Source organism: Acidobacteriota bacterium, assembly GCA_016713675.1.
Taxonomy (GTDB): Bacteria; Acidobacteriota; Blastocatellia; order Pyrinomonadales; family Pyrinomonadaceae; genus OLB17.
This window is the reverse complement of record JADJOS010000005.1, coordinates 398,901-421,228: the sequence shown is the minus strand read 5'-3', so window position 1 is coordinate 421,228 and position 22,328 is coordinate 398,901. Positions and strand designations below refer to the sequence as shown.

Below are 22,328 nucleotides of genomic sequence, written 5' to 3'. Positions count from 1 at the left end.
GCTTTCGGCGAATGACGATGCCGCATTGTCCACTGAATTTGCGGAACTGGCCGACGAACTCGGATCATATGCGTCAGTCCTTTGTCATCGTGATTTTCACGCGGCAAATCTAATGCTCGATGGACAGAACAAGATGCGGATCATCGATCATCAGGACGCAAGGATTGGTTCCCCCGCGTATGATCTCGTTTCCCTTCTTTTAGACCGCATTACCGAACTGCCGTCACCTGAGTTCCTGGCTATAAAGAGGCGATATTTTCTCGATGTTAGGCGAACCCTCGGCCTTCCGAAGATCGACGAAGGCGAATTCGCCTATGAGTTTCGTCTTCAAACCCTGCAGCGCTGCCTAAAGGCCGCTGGGACGTTCTCATATCAGTCTGCTGTTCGCCAAAAGACCTATTTCGTCCAGTACATCCAGCCGATGTTCCGGATCGTATTTCGTTCCGGTAGTAATCTCGACAGATTCCCTAATCTCTTGAGAATCGTCGAAAAGGAGATCGCTAAATATAGCTCCAATTGATCATAGTTCAAACCCGCAGATGATCACCCCGCCAATCCTGATCGCCTTCTTGATCTCATTTGGCTTGGCAAATTCTCCCTTCAGCGTGCGTTCGACCAGCCCGCCGAGTTCTGCATCCGAAGCGAATCTAAGGGCGATCACCTGTCCTGTTCGCAATTCGTTAAACCTGGCTGCGAGTTCGGGAGACAAGACCTCGCGGTAGCGAAGTTTTTCCTCAAGCCGTATAAGTCGATCCTGCGCGGTCAACGCCTGTAATCTTGCGGCCACGGACATCAAGATCAGTGTGAAACTCAGCAGCGTCCAAAACGCCATTGCCCAACTCGGTTCCATAAAAAGCCGAACCACGTGAGAAAGAAAATTAAGTAATAAAAGCGGTGTCACGACGAAATGCACAAGCGGATTCCACCGTGTGTGATTCGAATACGTTTGAGTTGCAGCCATTTCTTGAGATATCTCCTCTAAAGTTTAGTTTGTGCCAAAGTTTCCGGCGGTTTTCCTGTGAAATCCTCGCCCGGATTTACAAATAGATTCTGTTCAAATCGGTACTGCTTATCATAAAGCTGTTTATATCGCCCGTCCAGAGTTACAAGTTCGGCATGCGTTCCACGTTCGACGATCTCGCCGGCCTCGACCACGAGGATCTGATCGGCACTGCGGATCGTCGATAGCCGGTGAGCGATCACAAACGTCGTTCGGCCCTGACGCAAACGGTTTAGGCCTTCCTGGATCAACGCCTCGGATTCGCTGTCGAGACTCGAAGTAGCTTCATCAAGGATAAGTATCCTCGGATCGGCAAGCAACGCTCGAGCGATCGCGATTCGCTGCCGCTGGCCGCCCGAAAGCTTGACGCCGCGCTCACCAACGATCGTGTCGTATCCGTTTGGAAACTTTTCGATGAATTCGTCCGCGTTTGCAACCTTGCAGACATCCTTAATGGTCTCGAAATTAGCTTCAGGATTTGAGAACCTGATGTTGTCTAGAATAGTGCCGTCAAACAAAAAGTTGTCCTGAAGCACAACACCCAAATGCCGTCGATAATCTCGAAGCTTTACGGTGCGCAGGTCGTGGCCATCAATTAAAATTCGGCCGCCATTGTCACAACGGCCTACATAAGCGGGTGGCTTTGGCTCGGCTTCAATTTCACGTTGGCTTTCACTGTCTGACGTCGATTTCGGGACAGCTTCTGAGCCGCCCACTAACGCAGGCGGTTCTGACTTGGACGGCTGAATGAAATTAAGAACAAGCGAAAGTATCGTCGATTTCCCCGAACCGCTTGAGCCAACCAAGGCAGTCGTCGTTCCGGCCTCGGAATGGAAGCTGACGTTCTTGAGAACGGGTACGCCCTCGTCGTATTCAAAATAGACATTTTCAAAATCGATCGTACCTTCGATATCCGGCAGCGGCTGCTTGTCTTTGTCCGTGTCGTCTTCGGTGGTCATCGCGAGGACCTCGCGGATGCGGTCTAGTCCCGCGAGAGCTTCGGTGATCTGTGTGCCGATGGATGTCAGCTCGATGACGGGCATCGCGAGCAGGAACGTGAACGAGATGTACATCAGAAAATCGCCCAGCGTCATAGTGTTACCCTGCACCGCGTTGCCGCCGATGACGATCATTACGACCGCGATCGCGCCGATCACTACCGACGAGAACGAAGATATCGCCGAAACTCCGGTCACCGATTTTGCGATATTCCGAAACAATTTATGAGCACCTCGTGCGAATGAAAGCTCTTCTCGCTTTTCCGCGGTATAGGCCTTAACAATGCGGATGCCTCCGAGCGATTCCGTCAAACGACCCGTGACTTGTGCAGTAATTTCGCCTCGCTCGCGAAAGACCGGCCGCAATATCTTGAACGCGTACATCAGTGCCGCACCAAAAACTAGAAGTACGACCAATGTCGCGGTCGTCAACTGCCAGTTCAGATAGAACAAGACGCCGATCGAGATCGTCGCCGTTACAATACTGCCGAGCAACTGGCCTAAACCGGTACCGACCAGATTGCGGATGCCTTCGGCGTCGTTCATGATCCGCGAGATCAATTGGCCGCTCTGTGTCGAATCAAAATACGATATCGGCAACCGCTCAATGTGCCGCTGCACACGCATTCGCATATTCGTGATCGCAAGCTGGGCCGCGACACCAAGGATCTGGGACAACGCAAACGATGTAACACCCTGAATAAGCGTCGAGACGCCGATCGCGAGAGCTATCCACTTGAGCAGCTCGTACCGCTGCCCCACGAAAACCTCGTCGCCTATATATTTCATCGACGCCGGCAGCACCATCCCCGACAGCCGCGAAACAAGCATCAGCACGCTGCCTAGCAGCAAACGCCACCGGGCACCCCACATGATGCGTCGGGCTTCGGCCCAGGCGGCAGAATAGTCGACCTTTTTCTTCTTTTTCGATTCGCCGGTCATAGGATTGTATTTCCCAAGTCTGATAACCACAGCCGAATATGTCAACTTCAAACAGAATTACGCGAATGTTGCAAGGACGCAATATGCTGCAAGAGATGCAAGGATTATGGTATCGTAGAGGCTTGAGGGGTTCCTTTGGTAAGCCGATTCAGTCGATATTTTGTAAAAGAGGCGGGACACTCATTCAAATCAGATAAATATCCTACTTGCAACGATTTACCTGACCCAAACCTGTCCCATGGTCGTAAGAATGGCGAATATTTCGGAAATAGTGGGAAATGGTAGGAAAGGGTAGGAAAAACCAAAGGTTCGTCCCGCGGAGGAAATGTCGTTATGATCTCAAAAAGTTCAATTTCGATGCCCAAGTCGCTTGAGGAATATGCACGTTCGCGTGTGCGAAACGGTGGTTACGGTTCGATCAGCGAATATTTTCGCGAACTCGTTCGTCTCGATCAACGGTTCGATACCGCAAAGCGTGAACCGCAGAACGCAAGCGATCCTAGCTCACTCGCATCGGCGGCCAGGCATTCGCAGTTTAGCAATAGGTATCGGTAAGTTCCGATATTGCCGGCATTGCTTTTGTTTGTTCATTTGCTTTCAATTAGAATTTTCTTTTACCTAATTATGAAGCAGACTTATATCAATCAACTAAAAGACCACATCGGTGAATCGGTCACGCTCAAAGGCTGGCTCTATAACAAGCGTTCGAGCGGCAAGCTCGTCTTTTTGCAGTTTCGCGACGGCACCGGGATAGTGCAATGCGTTGTCTTCAAACCGAATGACGAGGCGTTGTACGATCTGGCAGATTCGATCGGGCAGGAATCGTCTATCATCGTCACGGGAACTGTGAAGGAAGATACGCGTTCGTCGCTTGGCGTCGAGGTCGATGTCACAGGACTCGAAGTGCTGCAGAACGTTCACGACTATCCGATCACGCCCAAGGAACACGGCACCGAGTTTCTGATGGACAACCGGCATTTGTGGATACGTTCGAAAAAGCAGCACGCGGTTTTGAAGATCCGTCATACGGTCATCAAGGCGGTCCGTGACTTCTTCGACGATAACGGATTTACGCTCGCGGACACGCCGATATTTACGCCGGCCGCGTGCGAAGGCACGACGACGCTGTTTGAAGTCGATTACTTTGGCGACGATAAAGCATATTTGACGCAGAGCGGCCAGCTTTATAACGAAGCGACTGCGGCGGCGTTTGGTAAGTCTTATGCCTTCGGTCCGACATTTCGTGCCGAAAAATCAAAAACCCGGCGTCATCTTACCGAATTTTGGATGGTCGAGCCTGAGGTTGCATACGCCAGTTACGAAGACATGATGGATCTCGGCGAAGCGATGATCCTTAAGGTGGTCGAACGCGTCTTGAACGACCGCCAGGAAGAATTAAAAACGCTCGAACGCGACACGACCATTCTCGAAGCCATCAATTCCCCGTTCCCGCGTCTGCATTACGACGATGCCGTCAAAATGTTGCAGGAAGGTTTTGCAAAGGGAGAGCTTGAGAATAATTTTGAGTGGGGCGGTGATTTTGGCGCTCCGGACGAGACATATCTTTCGACGCAGCACGGCAAGCCGGTGTTCGTCCACCATTTCCCTGCCGCGATCAAGGGTTTCTATTTCGAGGTCGATAAAGACCGCCCCGAATGTGCCCTCGGCATCGACCTGCTCGCCCCCGAAGGCTACGGCGAGATCATCGGCGGCGGCGAACGTGCCGCAAATCTCGAATATCTCGAGCAAGCAGCTAAAACACCACGGCCTCGATCAGGCGACCTTCGAATGGTACCTCGACCTCCGCCGCTACGGCAGCGTCCCGCACGCCGGCTTCGGCATGGGAATCGAACGCTGCACCGCCTGGATGGCCGGCATCGAACACGTCCGCGAAACCATTCCGTTTCCGAGAATGTTGTATAGACTGAGACCGTAAATACGAATGGCAGCATTCCAGATATTATTGGCAATAATGTTGGTGGGAGGCGGGATTCTGCTTTTCAAACATGGACAAAACGAGCCGCCGGCGGAAGAGGATAGAGATCGCGACGATAGTTTTCTCCATGAATTTCTTTATGGCCCAGCAGGCCATGAACGAGTGAGAGGGTTAGTTGGTGGAATTGTCTTGATCTTAATGGGAATCGGTGTGGTGACGTACACACTTTTTGGCAACTGAATTATATGTCCACATATATCGCAGGAATAACCTGGAGATCTGATTCGCCCGAGACTTTTACTAAAAATCGCTACACTCGCGGGCATGCGTGGAAATTTGACGGAGGGATGACGCTTCCGGCGTCCTCTTCGCCGCAGGTTGTGCCGAGATTTTCGGTCGAGGCGGCGGTTGATCCTGAGGAGGCGCTGGTGGCGTCGGCCTCAGCTTGTCATATGCTGACGTTTCTCTATCTCGCGGCGAAGGCCGGGTTTAATATCGGTTCTTATGAGGACTGCGCCGTTGGCAGCATGGCGGCGTTGGAAGACGGTCGGCAATGGATGGCGACTATCACGCTTGATCCGCAGATCGGATGGATGGGCGAAACGATCCCCACCGAGACAGAGATCGCGGATCTCCATCACGAGGCCCACAAACAGTGCTATATCGCGAACAGTATAAAGTCGGAAATAATCGTTCGAGGTCTGGAGGGGTAAATGCGTAATAAGGCCGCGGGGCTAATTGCTGTCGGTATTCTGGCCCTCGTTTCTTTAGGTTGCCTAAACACCAGCACGACGACGGTAAAAGGCGTGGTTTGGAATTACGACAAGCCTGTCGAAGGTGCAACGGTCACGTTCGGGCCGACGCTCGGCGAAGTTTCGGCCGTGACGGGCAAGGATGGAAAGTTTGAACTGACGGTAAAACACCGATTCACGGCGATGTTGTATGTAAAGGCGTCGAAACCAGGACTCGGGCAGCGTGAGAAGGTCGAGTTCCCCGGATTTGCGGCACCGGACGAGGAAGTGAAGGTTGAGATGATCGCGATCATTGGTGGTTCGAAATAGAATGGCGATAACAGACGAATGGACATATCACCGGACGAAAAAATTCGACCGAAACCGTATGCGATGGCATTTTGTCACGCATTATTTCTATGTTGACGAAGGTGCGGACGAACCGCGCGAGCTCTATTTTCGAAATGATGACGAGACTGAGTTTGGGATGGTCCGTTTTGAGCGTATCAAGGACTTTCCGTACCGCGACTGGGAGTTTCTGATGAATAAGATCATGAGTAATCTCCCGTTCCGCCGCCCTTTGCTCGACGAGGAGACTCGTGTCATCTGGAAGAAGAATTGGAAATAGAATGACAGAACCTACCGTGATCGAATGCGAAGACCTCGAAGCGACGATCGAGCACTATAAAAACGAACTAGGCTACCGCCTCGACATGATATTCCCTGCCGATTCGCCGCGTGAGGCACTCTTGTCAGAACCGCCTGCGTTTGCGGGCGGCGTGCAACTCCTTCGCGAGACCTCATCGATTGAACCGAGATTTGTGAAATTAGTCTCCGCGAAGCCGCCCGCTTACGCAGGCGGTTCTGACTTTGTTCGCGGCCGTGCGGGAATGGAATATCGCGACCTTATTCCAGGACGGGTTGGCGGAAAGGTCATCGCATCGCACATTCGATTATTTGAAGACGGGCCGGTGGCGGATTATGTTCACCATCACAAGATCGAATTTCAGATGATCTACTGCCTCAAAGGCCGGATTCAGGTGGTGTATGAGGACCAAGGGCCGCCTTTCTGGCTCGAACCGGGCGATTGCGTCGTCCAGCCGCCCGAAATTCGACACCGCGTTCTATTTGCCGAAGGAACGGCCGAGGTCCTTGAGGTCACAATGCCCGCCGAGCACGAGACATGGGTTGAACATGATATGGAATTGCCCAACGAAACCATCAACAAAGCCCGACTTTTCAATGGCCAGCCGTTTGTGTTGACGAGACATACAAAAAAGTAGCTTACGAACGCATCTTTTCGCGAAACAATTTAAGGAAGTCAGCCTTTCAAAGCCCGGCGCTTCTGTGACATTGCACTGCGGTTGGCTGACAAAGCGTTCCGGTTCCGTGACAAAGCACAATGTTTGGCTGACAAAGCGTAATGTTTTCGTGACAAAGCACAATGTTTGGCTGACAAAGCACAATGTTCGGCTGACAAAGCACAATGTTTCCGTGACAAAGCACAATGTTTGGGTGACAAAGCGTAATGTTTTCGCGCACAAGGGCAAAGTTTTCGCACACTAGCGTTGTGTTTTCGCACCGCAACGCAATGATTTGCTACCGAATTGCTTTGTCAGGGCGTTGTTGGAAGACGGTCGCGGTCTTTGTGACGGAGTTCGCGGAGCTTGGCGATCAGTTCGCGTTGATTCAGTTCGATCGCACCGTTGCGGACGGCAATCTCGCGGCCTTCGGCGGTTAGATCGAAGTGCGGAGAGCTTTTTGGTTGGAACCACTCTTCCTTCATGCCGAGACGAACGGCGAATTGGATCAATTCCTCCACGCTGTCGCCGATCAAATGACAAGACGGCCCGTGGCGCCAACCGTAGTCACGCAAGTTGTCGACATAGACCGCCATGTTAACGATAAATGACCAATATTATTTCTTGGTTTCGCGGTCTCAGTGCCGAATTTCTTGGAGTTCTGGCTTCCCCATTTGCCTGCTAGCGTTCCGTCGCCTTGTACGTCATAGCCGACGAACGCGCATTGCTTGCCGCCGAAGCCGACCGCGACGAATTCACCCGCACGAATGCCGAATCCGCTGAACGATTTACCAGTGTTCCAATTGAAAACATATCCGTCACCATCTTTTGTGATCTTCAGCGTGCCTTTGTAAGTCTCGCCCTTGGGATTTTTGCCTACGATATTGAATTCGCCCTCGAGGTCGCTGCCGCTTGTGCGTGTTGCTGTCTCGGTTTCCATCTTGTTCTCGCCCCAGTAGCCGTTCTTACTGGTCATCGAACCGTCAGCAGCGATCTTAAATAAGGAAACGCCGCAGCCTTTACCGTTCGCTCCTTCGGTGTAGGAAACTGCGACTCGATTGTCGGAGAGAACGCCAACACCGTCGTACGACTTCGATCCCGATGCCCAGGTAAATTGATAGACATCATCACGCGGCGTAACCGTAAGTTCGGCCTTATATTCGCCGCCGCCGTCCGGATTTGAGCCAACGGCGTCGTATTTGCCGGCGATATCGACTTTTTTCGCGGGTTCCGTTTTGGCCGGAGAGCTCGAATTTACCGGTGATGGCGAAGCCGCCGTATTTGATGGACTGCTCGTCGACGAATTTGTGCTAAAACTGCTGCTGCAGGCGATGCTTGCACCAACAATTATAACCGCGATCAATAGTAGGAAAGCAGATGGGCTTTGTTTCTTCACGATCGTACTCCTGTGATTGGTTTGGTAATGCAAATTGTCGATCTATCATATTCCTTTTTCTATGGTGTTTCCAAACGAGGCGGCCGGTTTCGGTCATGAATGTAAATTCGTCGATTTAGCACGCGACAATTGGAATTCATGTTGAAGTGACGTATTTTAATCCTATGCGAATACGAGTATTGGCAATGATCGTTTTGACGATTACGACAGTTTCGACTGGCCTTGGGCAATCGGCGATCAAAGATCTAAAGCCGACGGTCATCCTGATCTCACTTGACGGCTTCCGTTACGATTATGTCGATAAGTACGAGGCTCCTAATATCGCAAAACTCGCACGCGAACGTGTTCGTGCAAAATGGATGATTCCGTCCTTTCCGACAAAGACCTTCCCGAATCATTACACCGTTGTCACCGGATTGTATCCTGCGAATCACGGGATCGTAGAGAATAACGTGTACGACTTCGGCACTGTATTCACGATGGGCAAACGCGAAGAGGTCGAAAATCCGCGTTGGTGGGGCGGCGAACCTATTTGGGTAACCGCCGAAAAGCAAGGCCAGGTTGCGGCATCGTTCTTTTGGGTCGGTTCGGAAGCAAAGATCAACGGCGTCCAGCCGACGTACTGGAAAACCTACGACGGCAAGATCCCGAACGAAGAACGCGTAGATACCGTGCTCGGCTGGCTCGATCTGCCGCGAGACAAACGCCCAACGATGATCACGCTTTATTTCAGCGACACCGACGACGCGGGTCATGCTGCCGGGCCGGATTCTGAGAACATCCGCAACGCCGTCAAAAAGGTTGATGGCGACATCGCAAGACTCGTGGACGGATTAACGAAACGGAAGATCGGTAATAAGGTGAACGTCATCATCACATCCGATCACGGTATGGCTAATGTCACGGCCGGAAACCTTGTGTACATGTATCGTGAGCTTCGAGAGGAATGGATGGAACGCGATCCGATCACGACCGGTGAGATATGGCAGATATTCCCGAAGCCCGAAAAGACTGACGAGATGATGGAAGCACTTGCAAAGATCGAGAATACGACATGTTGGAAGAAGTCAGACCTGCCCGAACGCTTTCACTACAAACAAGGTGTGCGCGTCGCTCCGGTAATTTGCTCGGCGAAACTAGGCTGGACAATGTCCAATCAGAAAAAACCGCAAGCAAATGTGACCAGTGTGACCACGGGCCGAGTACGCGGGGCTCATGGATTCGACAATCAATATCAGGAAATGCAGGCTGTGTTCATTGCACACGGCCCGGCATTCAAACGCAAATATGTTGCGGAACCGTTCGAAAACGTCGAGGTCTATAACGTAATGTGCAAAATCTTAGGCCTGAAACCGGCTAAGAACGACGGAAAGCTGGATCGCGTCAAAAAAATGATGCGTTAGTCATTCGCTTTGCAATGTAAGCACTGCGACCTCGGGCGGCATCATGAATCTGAACGGCAAGATACTCGTACCAACACCAGTAGTTACAAACATGTCAACTTCATCCTGGCGGATGTGCCCGTACGAGTATTTCTGGCCGTAGCTCGAAGGCACTATCGGGGTGCCGAGTATCGGCAGCCAGACCTGTCCGCCGTGCGTATGGCCGGCGAGAAAGAGCCGAATGTCGGGCGAAATCGAGCGTTGGCCCGTAATTATCGGTAGAACGTCCGGACTGTGTTCGAGGACAATAATGTCACTCTTGACCGAACTCTGATCGATAACTCTCTTGGCGTCGGCGGCGAAACTGTCCCAGGTCTTTATCCGCATGTGGTCCTTGAGGCCAAGGATCCGCAGGACTTTGCCGTTATGCTGCACGATCGCGAGTTCATTCTGTAGGACACGAATGCCGTTCTGCGTTAATCGATCCGCGACTGTCCAGTCGTCATACCAGCCGTCGTGATTGCCAAGCACCGCGAATACGCCGAGCTTGGTTTTGAAACCCGAGAGGCCTTTTGCGATCGTATCGATCGGCATCCGAAGCGGACGAAGCCCCATTCCGTCTTTTCCGTCGTACTGCGAAACAAAATCACCAAGCAGAACGATCAGGTCGGGCTCCTGGGCGTTCGCCTGTTCGACAATGCGGCGGAGTTTGTCTTCGGTAACTCCATTGGAACCGCCGTGAATGTCTGAGATGGCGACGATCTTTAGTCCATCAAGAGCAGAGTCGAGGCGTCTGACTTTAATGTTCTGCTGATTAATGACGAGCCGGTTCGGCTCAATCAAGTACGAATATGCAAGCAAGCAAAGACAAACCGCGGCGAATGCGGGAAACAAATAGAGCAAGTTGCCTGAAGTGATCTTCAATTGAAATGTGGCCTTATGTGGCCTGTAGTCGAACCTAGTTGAAATATTCAGCCCACCGTTTGTCGACTAACTCAACGATATCTTTGCGGGGTTCGACCACCGCCGGGTACCACGGTTTCATTCTGGCATCGATAACGACCGGAGCGCCGTAACCAATGTGATTATTCTGAAGCGTAGCAATTTTCGCGTAAATATCAGATGCAGGATCAAAACGTGTCCAAGTCGCCCAGAGGAATTTCTCGGTAGTTCGGGCAAATTCGATATCATCATGCACTATCACGATCTGCCAATCGTCAAAGCTTCCCGACCTTGCGATCCGCTCGGCGAGATCTTTGTTGCTTTCGTAAGACTCGGCCTCGATGACCAAACAGCCTCCACAATAGGGCTCGGCGGCCTTGACGCCCTGAGGCAGATCGCTATGAAACTCGCGCACGAGTTCCCTTTTCGCCTCGCCCGTGCCCATCAAGATCGCCTTCGAGCCAAAATTGACCTTACCACTGGCATAATCGAGCGTGTCGAATGCAGTCTGGCTGAATATATGCAGGTCACGATTCCAGTCGACGCGTTCGAGAATGTATTCGAATAACGATCTGAAGTCGCGAAGATCTTGCGGCTGATCTGTTAGCAAAAGGAACTTCGTGAGCGTTAGCTGCCCCTCACCTAAGATGCGAAATCCGGCCGATAACGCCTCGCGGCCGTATCGTTCGCGAACGACTGCGGCCGCCAGCGAATGAAAGCCCGTCTCACCATAGCTCCAAAGGTCGCGAACTGCGGGCATTACGAGCGGAAACAGCGGGGAAAGCAGCTCTTGCAGATAGTCACCGATAAAGTAGTCTTCTTGTCGCGGTTTGCCGACGGCGGTCGCCGGATAGATAGCGTCCTTTCGATGGAATACGGCATCAGCTCGAAACACGGGATAATCGTGTGTCAGCGAATAATAGCCGTAGTGATCTCCAAACGGGCCTTCGGGGCGGCGTTCGTATGGCGCAACACTGCCGCAGATGGCGAACTCTGCCTCGGCGATCAGACGGTGGCGGGCTTCGCCCAATGGATTCGCGGCAGTTGTGATCTTTTCGCCCGCAAGCAGCGATGCGAGCATCAACTCAGGTAGACCTTCGGGCAACGGGGCGATCGCCGAGAGAATCATCGCCGGTGCGCCGCCAAGGAATATCGTTACCGGCAGTGCTTGATTTAGTTGTTCGGCCTCATAATAGTGAAACCCGCCGCCCTTCCCGATCTGCCAATGAATGCCGGTCGTTTGTTTGTCGTATCGCTGGATGCGGTACATTCCGAGGTTGTGTTTGCCATCGGACGGACTTTCGGTATAGACGAGCGGCAGCGTTACAAAATGGCCGCCGTCCTCATGCCAGAGCTGAAGAAGCGGCAATTTCTCCAGATCGACGGTCGCTTGCCGAGATCCGAGAACTGGAGCGTTTCTGGTTTGCTTGGTTCCAAATTTGGCCGCAGAAACGGCGAGATCGCGATATTCCCATAGTTTGCCTAGCTTTGGAGGAAGCAGATTCTCAGCAGCATGGACTGCGCGTTTTACAAACTCAAGCGGTTTCGATCCAAATGCCAGATCGATCCGCCGTCGAGTGCCGAATAGATTCGTTACGACTGGAAAGTCGGAACCTTTTACGTTGGTAAACAGCAACGCCTTACCCTGCTCGTCAATTACGCGTCGGTGGATCTCGGCGATCTCCAAATAGGGATCGACCGCAGCCAAGATCTCAACGATCTCGTTCTCACGCCGAAGTGAATCAATAAAAGTGCGTAAATTCTTATGCATGAAAGAAATTGCCCGCGAATCCTCGCGAATTAATCGAATGTCTTGTCAATAATCTAACAGCATTCGCACATGTTCGCGTAATTCGCGGGCAATCAGAAAAACTAATCTACTTTCGCAAATTGTCTTTGCTCAGATCGAGTTCATCTGCCTTAACGACATCGATCTTCATTCCCGGAAACCGTTTCGCGAGGTCGTCCTTAAAGATCGAATAGTCGCCGACGATGATGATGTCGCCACCATTTAGATGTTGGGCAGCAAACGCCCTGATCTGGTCACTGCTGACCGACTGGACATTCGACATATAACGATCGAGTTCGCTGGGATCAAGCCAAAGATCGTACAGGTCGGCAACGACGCCGATCATGCTTGAATTAGTCTCAAGACTTCGGCCAAAATCACCGATAAGCGCCGCTTGCCTCGGTCCTACATCGACCGCAGTTGCATTTGATTTCGCAAGCCTTTTTAACTCCTCAAGGACAAGCTCAACGACCTCCGGTGCCGACTCGTTCTTTGTTTGGGTTCGGGTTGAAAACCGAGAATCATAAGCACGCCAAGTGATCGAACTGCCCGCCCCATAGCTGAGACCGCGTTTGATACGGATCTCCTGATTAAGCCTCGAAGAATATCCGCCGCCCAACAGCGAATTCATCACAACACCCGGAAAATACTCCTTGTCGATCGTCGCTCGCTTTCCTTCGTTCCAGTCAACACGACCGGCAAATTGAAGTTGTTTAGCATAGCTGACGGCGGCCTGACCGGAACCCGGAAGGTCGATAACCAACATTCTCTTAACCAGCGGCTGATCGCGATCGGCGTCCTTTCTCTGTTGAACCGAACCCGCAGTTTCGGTAATGCTGACAGGATTACCTTGAATAGTTCGCACAGTACTCTTCCAAGTGCCAAAATGTGTTCTTGCGAGGGCCATCGCCTGCGTAGGCGAAATATCGCCGACAAAAAGCAATGTCGCGCCGTTTGGCTCGATGTTGTATTTGAAAAACTCTAATATGTCCTCGCGTTTCATCGCCTTTAGGCTTTCAGGAGTTCCACTGGCGGGATTTCCGTTAAAGGTATATGCGGTGGCCACGTAATTTGCGAGGAAACTTGGCTGCTTTAGGTTATAGGTCAATTCATCGATCGCCTGCGATTGTGCGAGCTTTATCTCGCTTGCGGGAAACGTCGGGCGGCGTATGACATCCGCAAATATCGTCATCGCCGGGCCGATCTTGTCCGATGTGACACCCAGGGAAACACTCGATGAATCAAGAGCGACCGACGTTGAGATATCTGCACCGAGAAACTCAATATCGTTCGCGATCCTGGTCGCGGAACGGGTCGCCGTGCCCTTGGAAAGTAGATTTGTGGTCATCTTTACGAGTCCGGCTGATGCAATGTCCTCGGAGGTAACACCCGAATTGAACATCATTCTGACCGAAATGAGCGGAGCACCATGTCGCTCGACGACCACAACGGTCAGCCCGTTTGGCAGTTTCCTTTCAGTTACAACCGGGATCTTGACAGATCTCGGAGCTGACGGCTGAGGCGGTGTTTCCTGTCCTAAGGAACTTACAGCAAAGGCAAAAAGAACAAAGAATAACGTGACGCAGCTAGCTAAACTATGTGCTCTCATTACTTTGCACCTCCGTCATTCGAGTAATGGATGACGACGCGGTTTGTATCGGTAAAGTATTTTTTCATAACGCGAAGCACATCGGCTGCGGTCACGGCCTGGAGCCGGGCGACACTTGTGTTGACGAGATTTGGATTGCCTTCGTAGGCGATGCTTCGTTCTACGGCGATGGCTTTGCCGTCGTTGTCCTCAAGGCTCTCGACGGCGTCCGCAATAAGCTGATTTTTCGCTTTCGCGAGTTCGCTCGGCGTAACGCCCTTTGTTTGGATGAGTTTCAGTTCCTCAAGCAATGACTTTTCAAGTTCGGCGGATGTTTTGCCTTCGCTCCCGATCGCTAAAAAGTAAAGCAATCCGCCGTCAACCTTATTGTCGAGGTTGAATGAGGCTTCCTGCGCGATCTGTTGCTTGTAAACTAGACTCTGGTATAGTCGCGAACTCTCACCGCCGCTCAGGATTTTGTTCGCGACCCGAATAGCGGCAATGTCCGGATCATTCGAAGGCGGTGCGAGATATGTGATCGCAACAGCCGGAAACGGTACGTTTGGTGCGGTCTTTTCGAAACGAGCTTCCTTCGTACGGGCCGGTTCTTTCACAGTGACTCGCGGGATCGAAGAACGTGGCTGTTTGATCCGCCCGAAATATTTGTCCGTCCACGCGTCAAACTTCGTCTGGTCAAAATCACCTACGACGATCAGATATGCGTTATCCGGGCGATAATAGAGGTCGTAGAACGATTTCGCATCGGAGGGTGTCGCAGCATTCAACTGGTCAAGATCTCCTATCACGCCTCGTTTGTACGGATGTTGAGTGTACGAAAGGCTGTTGATGTATTCGAAAAACCGTCCATACGGCTGAGCGAGAACGCTCTGGCGAAATTCCTCTTTAACAACATCACGTTCAGAGGCAAAATTCTTGTCGTTGACATTTAGATTGACCATCCGCTCAGCCTCGGCCCAAAGCAGCGTTTCGAGATAATTCGACGGCACGACCTCGTAGTAATTCGTGTAATCATCCCAGGTTGAGGCGTTGTTAAAGCCACCAACATCCTCGGTCAGACGATCCATTTTTTCGTTCGGCATGTTCTTGGTCGATTTGAACATCATGTGTTCGAACATATGTGCAAACCCCGACTTGCCCATCGGATCATTTTTGCCCCCGACGTTGTACCAAACGTGAATGGCGACGGTCGGGCTCGTATCGTCCCGCACCGATACAATCTTAAGGCCGTTCGGCAAAGTCCGCTCCTTGATCGGCAGCGGAGCGACCTTGACCTGGGCGAAGCCTGTTACGGCCAGCATCAATGTCGCTAATGTGATCCAAAGAATGTTTATTCGCATACAGTTCCACTAGTCCGGAAATTTCGGTCGAAAACGTGTTGGGTCTTCATATTGTTCAAGATCTACAAAGGGGCCAGCGTGTTCAAGACGAACGGGTAATAAGAATTTGTCTCAAGGCTCTTTTAGCCCCAATATTGAACATTATTGATAATCGTAAAAGCCCTTTCCACTTTTGCGTCCGAGCCAACCGGCATCGACGTATTGTCTGAGCATCGGCGACGGACGATACTTAGGATCGCCGATCCCTTCGTGAAGAACGTTGAGGATCGCAAGGCAGACGTCGAGGCCGATGAAATCGGCGAGTGCGAGCGGACCCATCGGATGATTCATACCTAGCTTCATGATCTCGTCGATCGATTCTTTTGACGCAACGCCTTCGTGCAGGGCAAAGACCGCTTCGTTGATCATCGGCATCAATACACGATTTGAGACAAAACCTGCCGAGTCGTTGCATTCGACAGGCACCTTGCCCAACTGTTCAGAAAGCGCTTTAACTTTCCCATAAGTCTCATCGCTGGTGGCAATTCCGCGGATAACTTCAACCAATTTCATTAGTGGGACCGGATTGAAAAAATGCATTCCGATCACCTTGTCCGGGCGCTTTGTGGTTGCGGCTATCTTGGTAATGGAGATCGAAGAAGTGTTTGATGAAAGTATGGAGTCGCCTCCGCAAATTGAATCGAGTTTTTCAAATATCTGCTTCTTGATTTCAAAGTTCTCCGAAGCAGCCTCGACTACGAGAGTGCAGTCTTTTACATCGTTAAGGTCTGTGGTCGTCTTGATACGGCCAAGGACCTCAGCCTTCTGATCATCGGTCATCGTTTCCTTTTTTACGAAGCGGTCAAGGCTCTTGCTGATATTCGCAAGGCCACGAGCGACGAATTCCTCGGAAATGTCGCACATTATTACCTGAAAACCTGCTCCGGCAGCCGTCTGTGCGATGCCGTTTCCCATTGTTCCTGCTCCGATAACTCCAATTATTTCGCTCATATATATTTTGTTAATAACTTCTAAAGTACTAAATGATTAGAATAAACCACCGCGTCATCCCAAAACAAACCGGCCGCAAGACTTGCTGGTCTCACGGCCCGATCATATTAACTTCGCCAACGACGGTCTGTAAGCGTCACGCGATACTGAAGGTAATCATTGCCAACTATTCGGCGGAGGTGGCGGGGCATTTTCGAATGTCCGCTTTGGGTTTTGAAACAGCGGTTGAGGCTGTCCCGCACCGAGGTAGAATTTCTTTCCCTCATCACCAAATAAGAACCAAAGTCCATAAACACCGGCTGCCGTGCCAAGCGGAAATGACAATATGGAGACAATGCTTGCAACGATCCCAAACGTCCGGGCATTTGGCCTTTCCTTGAACATCTTGTACCCGCCAAGGATCTGAGATCCGGCAAATAAGGCCGTAAAAATGGCTACGAGGAAGATCGCGATGATAAAGAAAACGCCGACGAACTTCTCGTCTCCGCGGGCACTGCCAATGATCGCCGCTCCAATTATCCCATACACGATGCAAATTATTAGCATAACGGCGGCTTGCATTCCGCCGTGTGCCATCAAAAAGATACCGACTAACCGGTTGTGTTCATTTGGTGCCATACTTTACCTCGGCCAACGCTCGTAGCAAAAAAATGAACGCGAATTGTCGGCCTTTAGTTGCAAAAATCGATCAGTCACGTTCGACGGCCATGGCTACTGAATTGCCGCCGCCTAAACATAGAGCCGCGACGCCTCGTTTCGATCCGCGACGTTTCATTTCATAAAGAAGCGTCGTCAAAATGCGTCCGCCTGAATTGCCAATGGCGTGACCTAATGCGACCGCACCACCGTTTACATTGACCTTTTCGAGATCGAGGCCGAGTTCTTGCATCACACCGAGGGCTTGAACCGAGAATGCTTCGTTAAGTTCAAACAGATCAACGCTTTCCATCGACCAACCAGCCTTTGCCAAAACATTTTGCACGCCCTTGACCGGCGCCATCATGATCAGTTTGGGCTCGATGCCTGACGATGCCCACGCGACAACCCGACCGAGTGGCTCTTTGCCCGCCGCCACGGCATTCTCGGCAGACGTAACGACCAATGCGGACGCACCGTCATTTACGCCGGGAGCGTTGCCCGCCGTTACAGTGCCACCGTCCTTCTTAAAGGCGGGACGAAGTTTGCTTAGGCTTTCGGGGGTCGTTTCGGGCCTAACGGGTTCGTCATAGTCGAGTATCAGCGGATCGCCCTTTTTCTGGGGTATTTCGACCGCTATCATTTCGTCCTTGAATCTGCCTGCTTGTTGAGCCTCATATGCCTTTCGGTGCGAATTGTAGGCAAAATCGTCCTGCTTTTCACGCGATATCTGGTATTTGTCGGCCACGACTTCGCCGGTATTGCCCATGTGCCAGTTCTCAAACGGGCACCAAAGACCGTCATGGATCATGAGATCGGTAGCTATATGATTACCCATTCGGAATCCGTCGCGTGCGGTTTGTAGTGCGTATGGGATGTTCGACATCGATTCCATGCCGCCAGCGACAATGTAATCGGCATCGCCCAACGCAACTGCTTGCGACGCCAACGCCACAGCTCGTAGTCCGGAGCCGCAGACCATATTTATCGTAAGAGCTGAAACCTCAGGCGGAAGTCCCGCTCTCAATGCTGCCTGACGAGCCGGGGCTTGTCCCTGCCCGGCGGCAACGACGCAACCCATAATTACTTCATCGACTTGGTCACCTGCTATTCCCGCACGCTTTACGGCCTCTTTGATCGCGAACGCTCCTAGTTCAGGTGCCGAGAATCCTTTGAGAGCACCTTGAAACTTTCCGGTTGGTGTTCTCGCCGCACTTATAATTACCGCTGTTTTATTATTTTTCATGATAGGTGTGATTGACTTTGTTTCTAAGAGATTTTTAATGTTCGGAGATATTCGTAGATTATTCTCCGTTAATTATCTTATTCCCAAATACGCCGCGGTACAAATATATCGCTCTGCATAGCCAAATGCTCCCAATCAAAACATTGACGAAGAACGAAGCGGCCGAATTCTGGATATTCCAAAGCTTCGCCGATCGTAATCATTTTTAGGGACATATTCCGCCTATCCGGAAGTAAGATGTAAATGGTCCGATTCGATGGAATGAAAACGTTCGAAGACAGCGCGATCCAATGTTTCCCTGTGATCTGGATGAGCGATGCTGACTAATTCTGCGGCACGCTGTCGCAGGTTCTTTCCGTATAGGTTCGCCACGCCGTACTCGGTAACAATGTAATGCACGTGGGCACGGGTGGTAACGACTCCCGCACCTTCCTTAAGAAAAGGCACAATCTTGCTCTCGCCTCTCGCTGTGGTCGATGGCAGAGCAATTATCGGCTTACCCTCTTCTGAAAGTGACGCACCACGGATAAAGTCCATCTGCCCACCAACGCCGGAATATTGCATAGTGCCAATAGAGTCAGCACAAATCTGTCCCGTCAGATCAACTTCGATCGCGCTATTGATTGCGGTTACTTTCGGATTTCGGCGAATTACAGAACTGTCATTGACATAGGCAATGTCCAGCATCAGGACTTGCGGGTTATCGTCAACGAAATCATAGAGCCTTCGAGTACCCATTACGAAGCCCGCAACGATCTTTCCGGGGTGTTTTACCTTTCTTTCTCCCGTAACTACGCCAGATTCGACGAGGTCGATCAAGCCGTCCGAAAACATCTCTGTGTGGATGCCAAGATGCTTGTGATCCTTGAGTGCCGCCAGAACCGCATTAGGTATTGTGCCGATACCCATTTGCAATGTCGCCCCATCATCTATCAAGGCGGCGACATTTCTACCGATCGCCATGTCCGTCTCGGAAGGCGTCCGCGGTTGCTGTTCAGGCAGTGGGTCATTGATCTCTACAAACAGATCGATATCGCGAAGGTCAACTAGAGCGTCGCCTATCGTGCGCGGCATATTTGGGTTTACTTGAGCGATGACGAGCTTTGCTGTCTCTACCGCTGCCTTAGCAATATCGACCGAAACGCCCAGTGAACAAAACCCATGTTTATCCGGTGGTGAAACGTGGATCAATGCCACATCAAGCGGAAGGACACCCTTTCTGAATAAAGCCGGTATTTCGGAGAGAAATACCGGTATGTAGTCGCCTCGACCCGCCTGTACCGCCTTTCGTACGTTGGCTCCGACAAAAAACGCATTTACTCGAAAGCTTTCCTCGAATTCAGGTCTCGTGTACGGTGCATCACCTTCTGTGTGGAGATGAACGATCTCAACATTCTTAAGTTCAGAAGCTCTATCTGTCATTGCACATATTAAATGCTGCGGGGCAGCCGCAATGCCGTGAATGAACACTCGATCGCCTGACTTAATTACATTTACGGCCTCTGCCGCAGAGATTCCTTTTGTCATATTCAATTTAGTTACTTACGCTATTGTACGCCAATGTCCTCATTCCAAATCTCCGGGTAATCAGCAATGAAGCCGCCGAGGAGTTTAATACATTCGGCCGAATCTAAATCGACTATCTCCACCCCATTTTCTCGCAGCCAGTCAAGTCCGCCTTGAAAGGTCTCCGATTCGCCGACGATCACGGTGCCGATCCCGAACTGGCGTACCAAGCCGCTGCAATACCAGCACGGGGCAAGCGTAGTGACCATGATCGTGTCGAGATAGCTTCGCTGGCGTCCGGCCTTGCGAAAGGCGTCGGTCTCGCCATGAATCGACGGATCGTTCTCCTGAACGCGTCTGTTATGGCCGCGGCCGAGTAAGTTGCCGTCGCCGTCAAATAAAGCTGCCCCGATCGGAATTCCGCCTTCGGCACGTCCGATTGCGGCTTCTTCGAAAGCGATCGCGAGCAGTGCATTTGGATCTATCTTCGGGTTCATCAATTAGGATATTAACGTCAAAGGCACCGGTATGGTAACCTCGGTATTATGTCTCAGACCTTTCAGCCCGGCGATTTTCTAGTCTTCCAGCTTGAAGCAGGTTTCGCCCTTTTGCGTGTATTAAGCGTTGACGATTCGAGCGACGAACTCGTCTGGCACATCGCAGCCTACGATGATTTTTACCTCGATGTCGAAATGGCAGAAGCAGCGATTAATGTTGAAACGCCGTGTTCGAGCATACCGCACATTGCATTGACCAACCGAGCCTTTGAGAGTACACAAGTAGCCAAGATCACAAACAAACCGCTTACTATTCCCGAGATCGAACCACTGTTGAACTGGAAAAATTCTTCAAACGGCGAAATATCCGATCGCTCGGTGCGCCTGATGCTAGGCCTTCGGTGAACACATTTCGTGCTTGGATAAATTTCTCGTTGTATTTTCCGTCACGCTCACAGGTACAGGATCGTTAAAGTCCGCCGGTTCTAACATCAACTCTATGGTCGATCCGCCGATGCCCGAATTTTCATCCGACGTTTGATTCGGCGATCTCAGCGACCATTGTTTCTTTAGCTTCCGGATTCGGATGAATGACTGAATGTGCCATGCGCCCATCGCGATCAGAAGACCAGTGGTCACATATACAAGGATCGGCGTCTGCTGCCGAAAACCGAGAACTGAGTACAACAAAATTGCCAACGTGAAACAAGTGATGACCGTCATCAGCGACAAAACGGTGTTCACCTTGATGTGTTCTTCCGGAGTGTTCTCTTTCTTTGCCGGTTTCAGAAGGTCGGGCAAAAACGTGCCGCATTGACGGCAAAATGTTTCGGGCGACTGGTCTGGTCTTCCACATTTTGGGCAAAACATTAGATTGTTCGGCGCTTCAACTCGCGTTCGATCATTTCAAATTCGCGGCTAACTTGTCCTGCCGCAGACGAATTCTCTTCAGCCCGGCGAATAAGATACGGGATCGAATCAGCGACAGGACCATACGGCACATATTTTGAGACATTGTACCCCTTTTTTGCCAATACGTATGAAATCGTATCGCCCATGCCGTACAGTTGCGAAAAGAAAATATTCGGATGGTCTTTCTGAGAGCCTGTTTCGTGCATCCGTTCGGCAAGTAACCTTGTACTCACTTCGTTGTGGGTTGCTGCGACGAATGCCATGTCGTTGAAATGCCGCATGCAATATTCGATCGCCGCGTCGTAGTCAGCATCAGTATCGGCCTTTGTCATATGGATCGGCGAATCGTAACCCATTTCTTCAGCACGGTCGCGTTCCTTTTCCATGTAGGCTCCGCGAACCAATTTGACAGCATATATATATCCATCGTTCTGGGCCTGTCGACGCCGATCTTTGAGGTGCTGCAACCGGTCGGTGCGATACATTTGCAATGTATTGTAGATTATCGGCTTCTCGCGATTGTATTTCTCCATCGCGTCGGTCGCCATGCGGTCGATGGCGTCCTGTATCCACGAATCCTCAGCATCGATAAATAGCGGTTGATCAGCATAATATGCAGCTTCACAAATCTCAGCCACTCTGCGGCGAATGCGTTCGCATTTTGCCTGGCTCTTAGCGTCGAGCTTCTTTTTCTTGCTCATCCGTTCGAGCGTCCCAAGTGGAGCGATGCCAGTTACTTTGAAAACGGAGAACGGAATATTCGGGTCGCCCTGTGCACGTTGGATCGTCTTAATGATCTCGTCCTTAGTGTGGTCAAAATCCTCTTCCGTCGCTTTTCCTTCAACAGAATAATCGAGGATCGTCCCGACATTAGATGCGCCCAGTCGGTTGATCGCCTTTTCACATTCTTCAATTGTTTCACCTCCGCAGAATTGCTCAAAGATCGTCGCTTTAATCAGCCCTTCGACCGGCAATCCGATCGCCAACGCGAAGGTCGTACACTTCGTCCCGATCGCGTTGAGGAATGGCGAATTGAGCATTTTGAAAAGACGGTGCTTTTCCCTGAGCTCTGAGTCGGATTTGTCAGCAAAGGCTGTCGCGGTGTCCTGCAGATCGAGTTCAAAGTCGCTCATAAAAACCGGATAATAACATATTCGCGTCGGAGTCCACAGAGTCCA

Annotated in this window: 24 protein-coding genes and 1 pseudogene; 10 read left to right on the top strand and 15 right to left on the bottom strand. The window is 51.2% G+C overall.

Annotated elements, in window-relative coordinates; all coding sequences use genetic code 11:
• Positions 1–25: 25 nt before the first annotated feature.
• The gene (locus IPK01_18820) at positions 26–520 is read left to right on the top strand and encodes a phosphotransferase (protein MBK7935482.1); all 495 of its coding nucleotides are present in this window, start codon (positions 26–28) and stop codon (positions 518–520) included.
• Here the strand turns inward: IPK01_18820 and IPK01_18815 are convergent, their stop codons facing one another.
• Complete coding sequence (locus IPK01_18815) at positions 521–850, bottom strand: hypothetical protein (GenBank protein MBK7935481.1); 330 nt, start codon at positions 848–850, stop codon at positions 521–523.
• A 128-nt stretch (positions 851–978) separates the two neighbouring features.
• Positions 979–2,940, bottom strand: a complete 1,962-nt coding sequence (locus IPK01_18810; GenBank protein MBK7935480.1) for an ABC transporter ATP-binding protein — start codon at positions 2,938–2,940, stop codon at positions 979–981.
• A gap of 333 nt (positions 2,941–3,273) precedes the next feature.
• On the opposite strand from IPK01_18810, the gene IPK01_18805 reads away from it, so the two are divergent.
• From IPK01_18805 to IPK01_18775, 7 genes and pseudogenes are all read left to right on the top strand, one after another.
• Positions 3,274–3,495: a hypothetical protein gene (locus tag IPK01_18805; protein MBK7935479.1), complete on the top strand. Its 222-nt coding sequence runs from the start codon at positions 3,274–3,276 to the stop codon at positions 3,493–3,495.
• A 69-nt stretch (positions 3,496–3,564) separates the two neighbouring features.
• Positions 3,565–4,876: pseudogene (gene asnS / locus IPK01_18800) on the top strand (asparagine--tRNA ligase).
• A 6-nt stretch (positions 4,877–4,882) separates the two neighbouring features.
• A complete protein-coding gene (locus IPK01_18795; protein MBK7935478.1) occupies positions 4,883–5,116 on the top strand; it encodes a hypothetical protein in 234 nt (77 codons plus the stop codon).
• Between the two features lie 5 nt (positions 5,117–5,121).
• On the top strand, positions 5,122–5,589 hold the full coding sequence (locus IPK01_18790; GenBank protein ID MBK7935477.1) for an OsmC family protein: 468 nt from the start codon (positions 5,122–5,124) through the stop codon (positions 5,587–5,589).
• The gene (locus tag IPK01_18785; GenBank protein ID MBK7935476.1) at positions 5,590–5,937 is read left to right on the top strand and encodes a hypothetical protein; all 348 of its coding nucleotides are present in this window, start codon (positions 5,590–5,592) and stop codon (positions 5,935–5,937) included.
• A gap of 1 nt (position 5,938) precedes the next feature.
• On the top strand, positions 5,939–6,235 hold the full coding sequence (locus tag IPK01_18780) for a hypothetical protein (protein MBK7935475.1): 297 nt from the start codon (positions 5,939–5,941) through the stop codon (positions 6,233–6,235).
• Between the two features lies 1 nt (position 6,236).
• Entirely contained in the window at positions 6,237–6,890 is a 654-nt protein-coding gene (locus tag IPK01_18775; protein ID MBK7935474.1) for a cupin domain-containing protein, read from the top strand.
• 332 nt (positions 6,891–7,222) lie between these two features.
• On the opposite strand, the gene IPK01_18770 is transcribed toward IPK01_18775, so the two are convergent.
• Positions 7,223–7,504 carry a DUF4031 domain-containing protein gene (locus IPK01_18770; GenBank protein ID MBK7935473.1) on the bottom strand — a complete coding sequence of 94 codons (282 nt, stop codon included), beginning with the start codon at positions 7,502–7,504 and terminating at the stop codon, positions 7,223–7,225.
• The gene (locus IPK01_18765; GenBank protein MBK7935472.1) at positions 7,441–8,304 is read right to left on the bottom strand and encodes a hypothetical protein; all 864 of its coding nucleotides are present in this window, start codon (positions 8,302–8,304) and stop codon (positions 7,441–7,443) included. Before IPK01_18765 ends, IPK01_18770 begins: the two co-directional genes overlap by 64 nt.
• Before the next feature lie 185 nt (positions 8,305–8,489).
• Between IPK01_18765 and IPK01_18760 the strand changes: the two genes are divergently transcribed.
• Entirely contained in the window at positions 8,490–9,707 is a 1,218-nt protein-coding gene (locus IPK01_18760; protein ID MBK7935471.1) for an alkaline phosphatase family protein, read from the top strand.
• Here IPK01_18760 and IPK01_18755 read toward each other — a convergent pair whose 3' ends face one another.
• The 9 genes from IPK01_18755 to IPK01_18715 form a co-directional block, all read right to left on the bottom strand.
• A complete protein-coding gene (locus IPK01_18755) occupies positions 9,708–10,610 on the bottom strand; it encodes a metallophosphoesterase (protein ID MBK7935470.1) in 903 nt (300 codons plus the stop codon). It abuts the gene before it with no gap.
• A 34-nt stretch (positions 10,611–10,644) separates the two neighbouring features.
• The gene (locus IPK01_18750; GenBank protein ID MBK7935469.1) at positions 10,645–12,399 is read right to left on the bottom strand and encodes a UbiD family decarboxylase; all 1,755 of its coding nucleotides are present in this window, start codon (positions 12,397–12,399) and stop codon (positions 10,645–10,647) included.
• A gap of 106 nt (positions 12,400–12,505) precedes the next feature.
• Positions 12,506–14,026, bottom strand: a complete 1,521-nt coding sequence (locus tag IPK01_18745) for an insulinase family protein (protein MBK7935468.1) — start codon at positions 14,024–14,026, stop codon at positions 12,506–12,508.
• Complete coding sequence (locus tag IPK01_18740) at positions 14,026–15,363, bottom strand: insulinase family protein (protein MBK7935467.1); 1,338 nt, start codon at positions 15,361–15,363, stop codon at positions 14,026–14,028. The genes IPK01_18745 and IPK01_18740 overlap by 1 nt, the downstream gene beginning before the upstream one ends.
• A 141-nt stretch (positions 15,364–15,504) precedes the next feature.
• A complete protein-coding gene (locus IPK01_18735) occupies positions 15,505–16,353 on the bottom strand; it encodes a 3-hydroxybutyryl-CoA dehydrogenase (protein MBK7935466.1) in 849 nt (282 codons plus the stop codon).
• Between the two features lie 156 nt (positions 16,354–16,509).
• Positions 16,510–16,971, bottom strand: a complete 462-nt coding sequence (locus tag IPK01_18730) for a hypothetical protein (protein ID MBK7935465.1) — start codon at positions 16,969–16,971, stop codon at positions 16,510–16,512.
• Positions 16,972–17,041: 70 nt separating this feature from the next.
• Complete coding sequence (locus tag IPK01_18725) at positions 17,042–18,235, bottom strand: acetyl-CoA C-acetyltransferase (GenBank protein ID MBK7935464.1); 1,194 nt, start codon at positions 18,233–18,235, stop codon at positions 17,042–17,044.
• A gap of 222 nt (positions 18,236–18,457) precedes the next feature.
• The gene (locus tag IPK01_18720) at positions 18,458–19,762 is read right to left on the bottom strand and encodes an acetyl-CoA hydrolase/transferase family protein (protein ID MBK7935463.1); all 1,305 of its coding nucleotides are present in this window, start codon (positions 19,760–19,762) and stop codon (positions 18,458–18,460) included.
• 20 nt (positions 19,763–19,782) lie between these two features.
• Positions 19,783–20,238, bottom strand: a complete 456-nt coding sequence (locus IPK01_18715; protein ID MBK7935462.1) for a nucleoside deaminase — start codon at positions 20,236–20,238, stop codon at positions 19,783–19,785.
• A gap of 48 nt (positions 20,239–20,286) precedes the next feature.
• On the opposite strand from IPK01_18715, the gene IPK01_18710 reads away from it, so the two are divergent.
• Positions 20,287–20,643, top strand: a complete 357-nt coding sequence (locus IPK01_18710) for a hypothetical protein (protein MBK7935461.1) — start codon at positions 20,287–20,289, stop codon at positions 20,641–20,643.
• Here IPK01_18710 and IPK01_18705 read toward each other — a convergent pair.
• Positions 20,629–21,108 carry a hypothetical protein gene (locus IPK01_18705; GenBank protein ID MBK7935460.1) on the bottom strand — a complete coding sequence of 160 codons (480 nt, stop codon included), beginning with the start codon at positions 21,106–21,108 and terminating at the stop codon, positions 20,629–20,631. The genes IPK01_18710 and IPK01_18705 overlap by 15 nt on opposite strands.
• On the bottom strand, positions 21,108–22,283 hold the full coding sequence (locus IPK01_18700) for a proline dehydrogenase family protein (GenBank protein MBK7935459.1): 1,176 nt from the start codon (positions 22,281–22,283) through the stop codon (positions 21,108–21,110). The genes IPK01_18705 and IPK01_18700 overlap by 1 nt, the downstream gene beginning before the upstream one ends.
• Between the last annotated feature and the right edge of the window lie 45 nt (positions 22,284–22,328).

Coding starts and splice junctions, on each gene's coding strand:
- IPK01_18815 (MBK7935481.1), bottom strand. CDS start 850: ATGGAACCGAGTTGGGCAATGGCGTTTTGGACGCTGCTGAGTTTCACA.
- IPK01_18810 (MBK7935480.1), bottom strand. CDS start 2,940: ATGACCGGCGAATCGAAAAAGAAGAAAAAGGTCGACTATTCTGCCGCC.
- IPK01_18805 (MBK7935479.1), top strand. CDS start 3,274: ATGATCTCAAAAAGTTCAATTTCGATGCCCAAGTCGCTTGAGGAATAT.
- IPK01_18795 (MBK7935478.1), top strand. CDS start 4,883: ATGGCAGCATTCCAGATATTATTGGCAATAATGTTGGTGGGAGGCGGG.
- IPK01_18790 (MBK7935477.1), top strand. CDS start 5,122: ATGTCCACATATATCGCAGGAATAACCTGGAGATCTGATTCGCCCGAG.
- IPK01_18785 (MBK7935476.1), top strand. CDS start 5,590: ATGCGTAATAAGGCCGCGGGGCTAATTGCTGTCGGTATTCTGGCCCTC.
- IPK01_18780 (MBK7935475.1), top strand. CDS start 5,939: ATGGCGATAACAGACGAATGGACATATCACCGGACGAAAAAATTCGAC.
- IPK01_18775 (MBK7935474.1), top strand. CDS start 6,237: ATGACAGAACCTACCGTGATCGAATGCGAAGACCTCGAAGCGACGATC.
- IPK01_18770 (MBK7935473.1), bottom strand. CDS start 7,504: ATGGCGGTCTATGTCGACAACTTGCGTGACTACGGTTGGCGCCACGGG.
- IPK01_18760 (MBK7935471.1), top strand. CDS start 8,490: ATGATCGTTTTGACGATTACGACAGTTTCGACTGGCCTTGGGCAATCG.
- IPK01_18750 (MBK7935469.1), bottom strand. CDS start 12,399: ATGCATAAGAATTTACGCACTTTTATTGATTCACTTCGGCGTGAGAAC.
- IPK01_18745 (MBK7935468.1), bottom strand. CDS start 14,026: ATGAGAGCACATAGTTTAGCTAGCTGCGTCACGTTATTCTTTGTTCTT.
- IPK01_18740 (MBK7935467.1), bottom strand. CDS start 15,363: ATGCGAATAAACATTCTTTGGATCACATTAGCGACATTGATGCTGGCC.
- IPK01_18735 (MBK7935466.1), bottom strand. CDS start 16,353: ATGAGCGAAATAATTGGAGTTATCGGAGCAGGAACAATGGGAAACGGC.
- IPK01_18730 (MBK7935465.1), bottom strand. CDS start 16,971: ATGGCACCAAATGAACACAACCGGTTAGTCGGTATCTTTTTGATGGCA.
- IPK01_18725 (MBK7935464.1), bottom strand. CDS start 18,235: ATGAAAAATAATAAAACAGCGGTAATTATAAGTGCGGCGAGAACACCA.
- IPK01_18720 (MBK7935463.1), bottom strand. CDS start 19,762: ATGACAAAAGGAATCTCTGCGGCAGAGGCCGTAAATGTAATTAAGTCA.
- IPK01_18715 (MBK7935462.1), bottom strand. CDS start 20,238: ATGAACCCGAAGATAGATCCAAATGCACTGCTCGCGATCGCTTTCGAA.
- IPK01_18710 (MBK7935461.1), top strand. CDS start 20,287: ATGTCTCAGACCTTTCAGCCCGGCGATTTTCTAGTCTTCCAGCTTGAA.
- IPK01_18705 (MBK7935460.1), bottom strand. CDS start 21,108: ATGTTTTGCCCAAAATGTGGAAGACCAGACCAGTCGCCCGAAACATTT.
- IPK01_18700 (MBK7935459.1), bottom strand. CDS start 22,283: ATGAGCGACTTTGAACTCGATCTGCAGGACACCGCGACAGCCTTTGCT.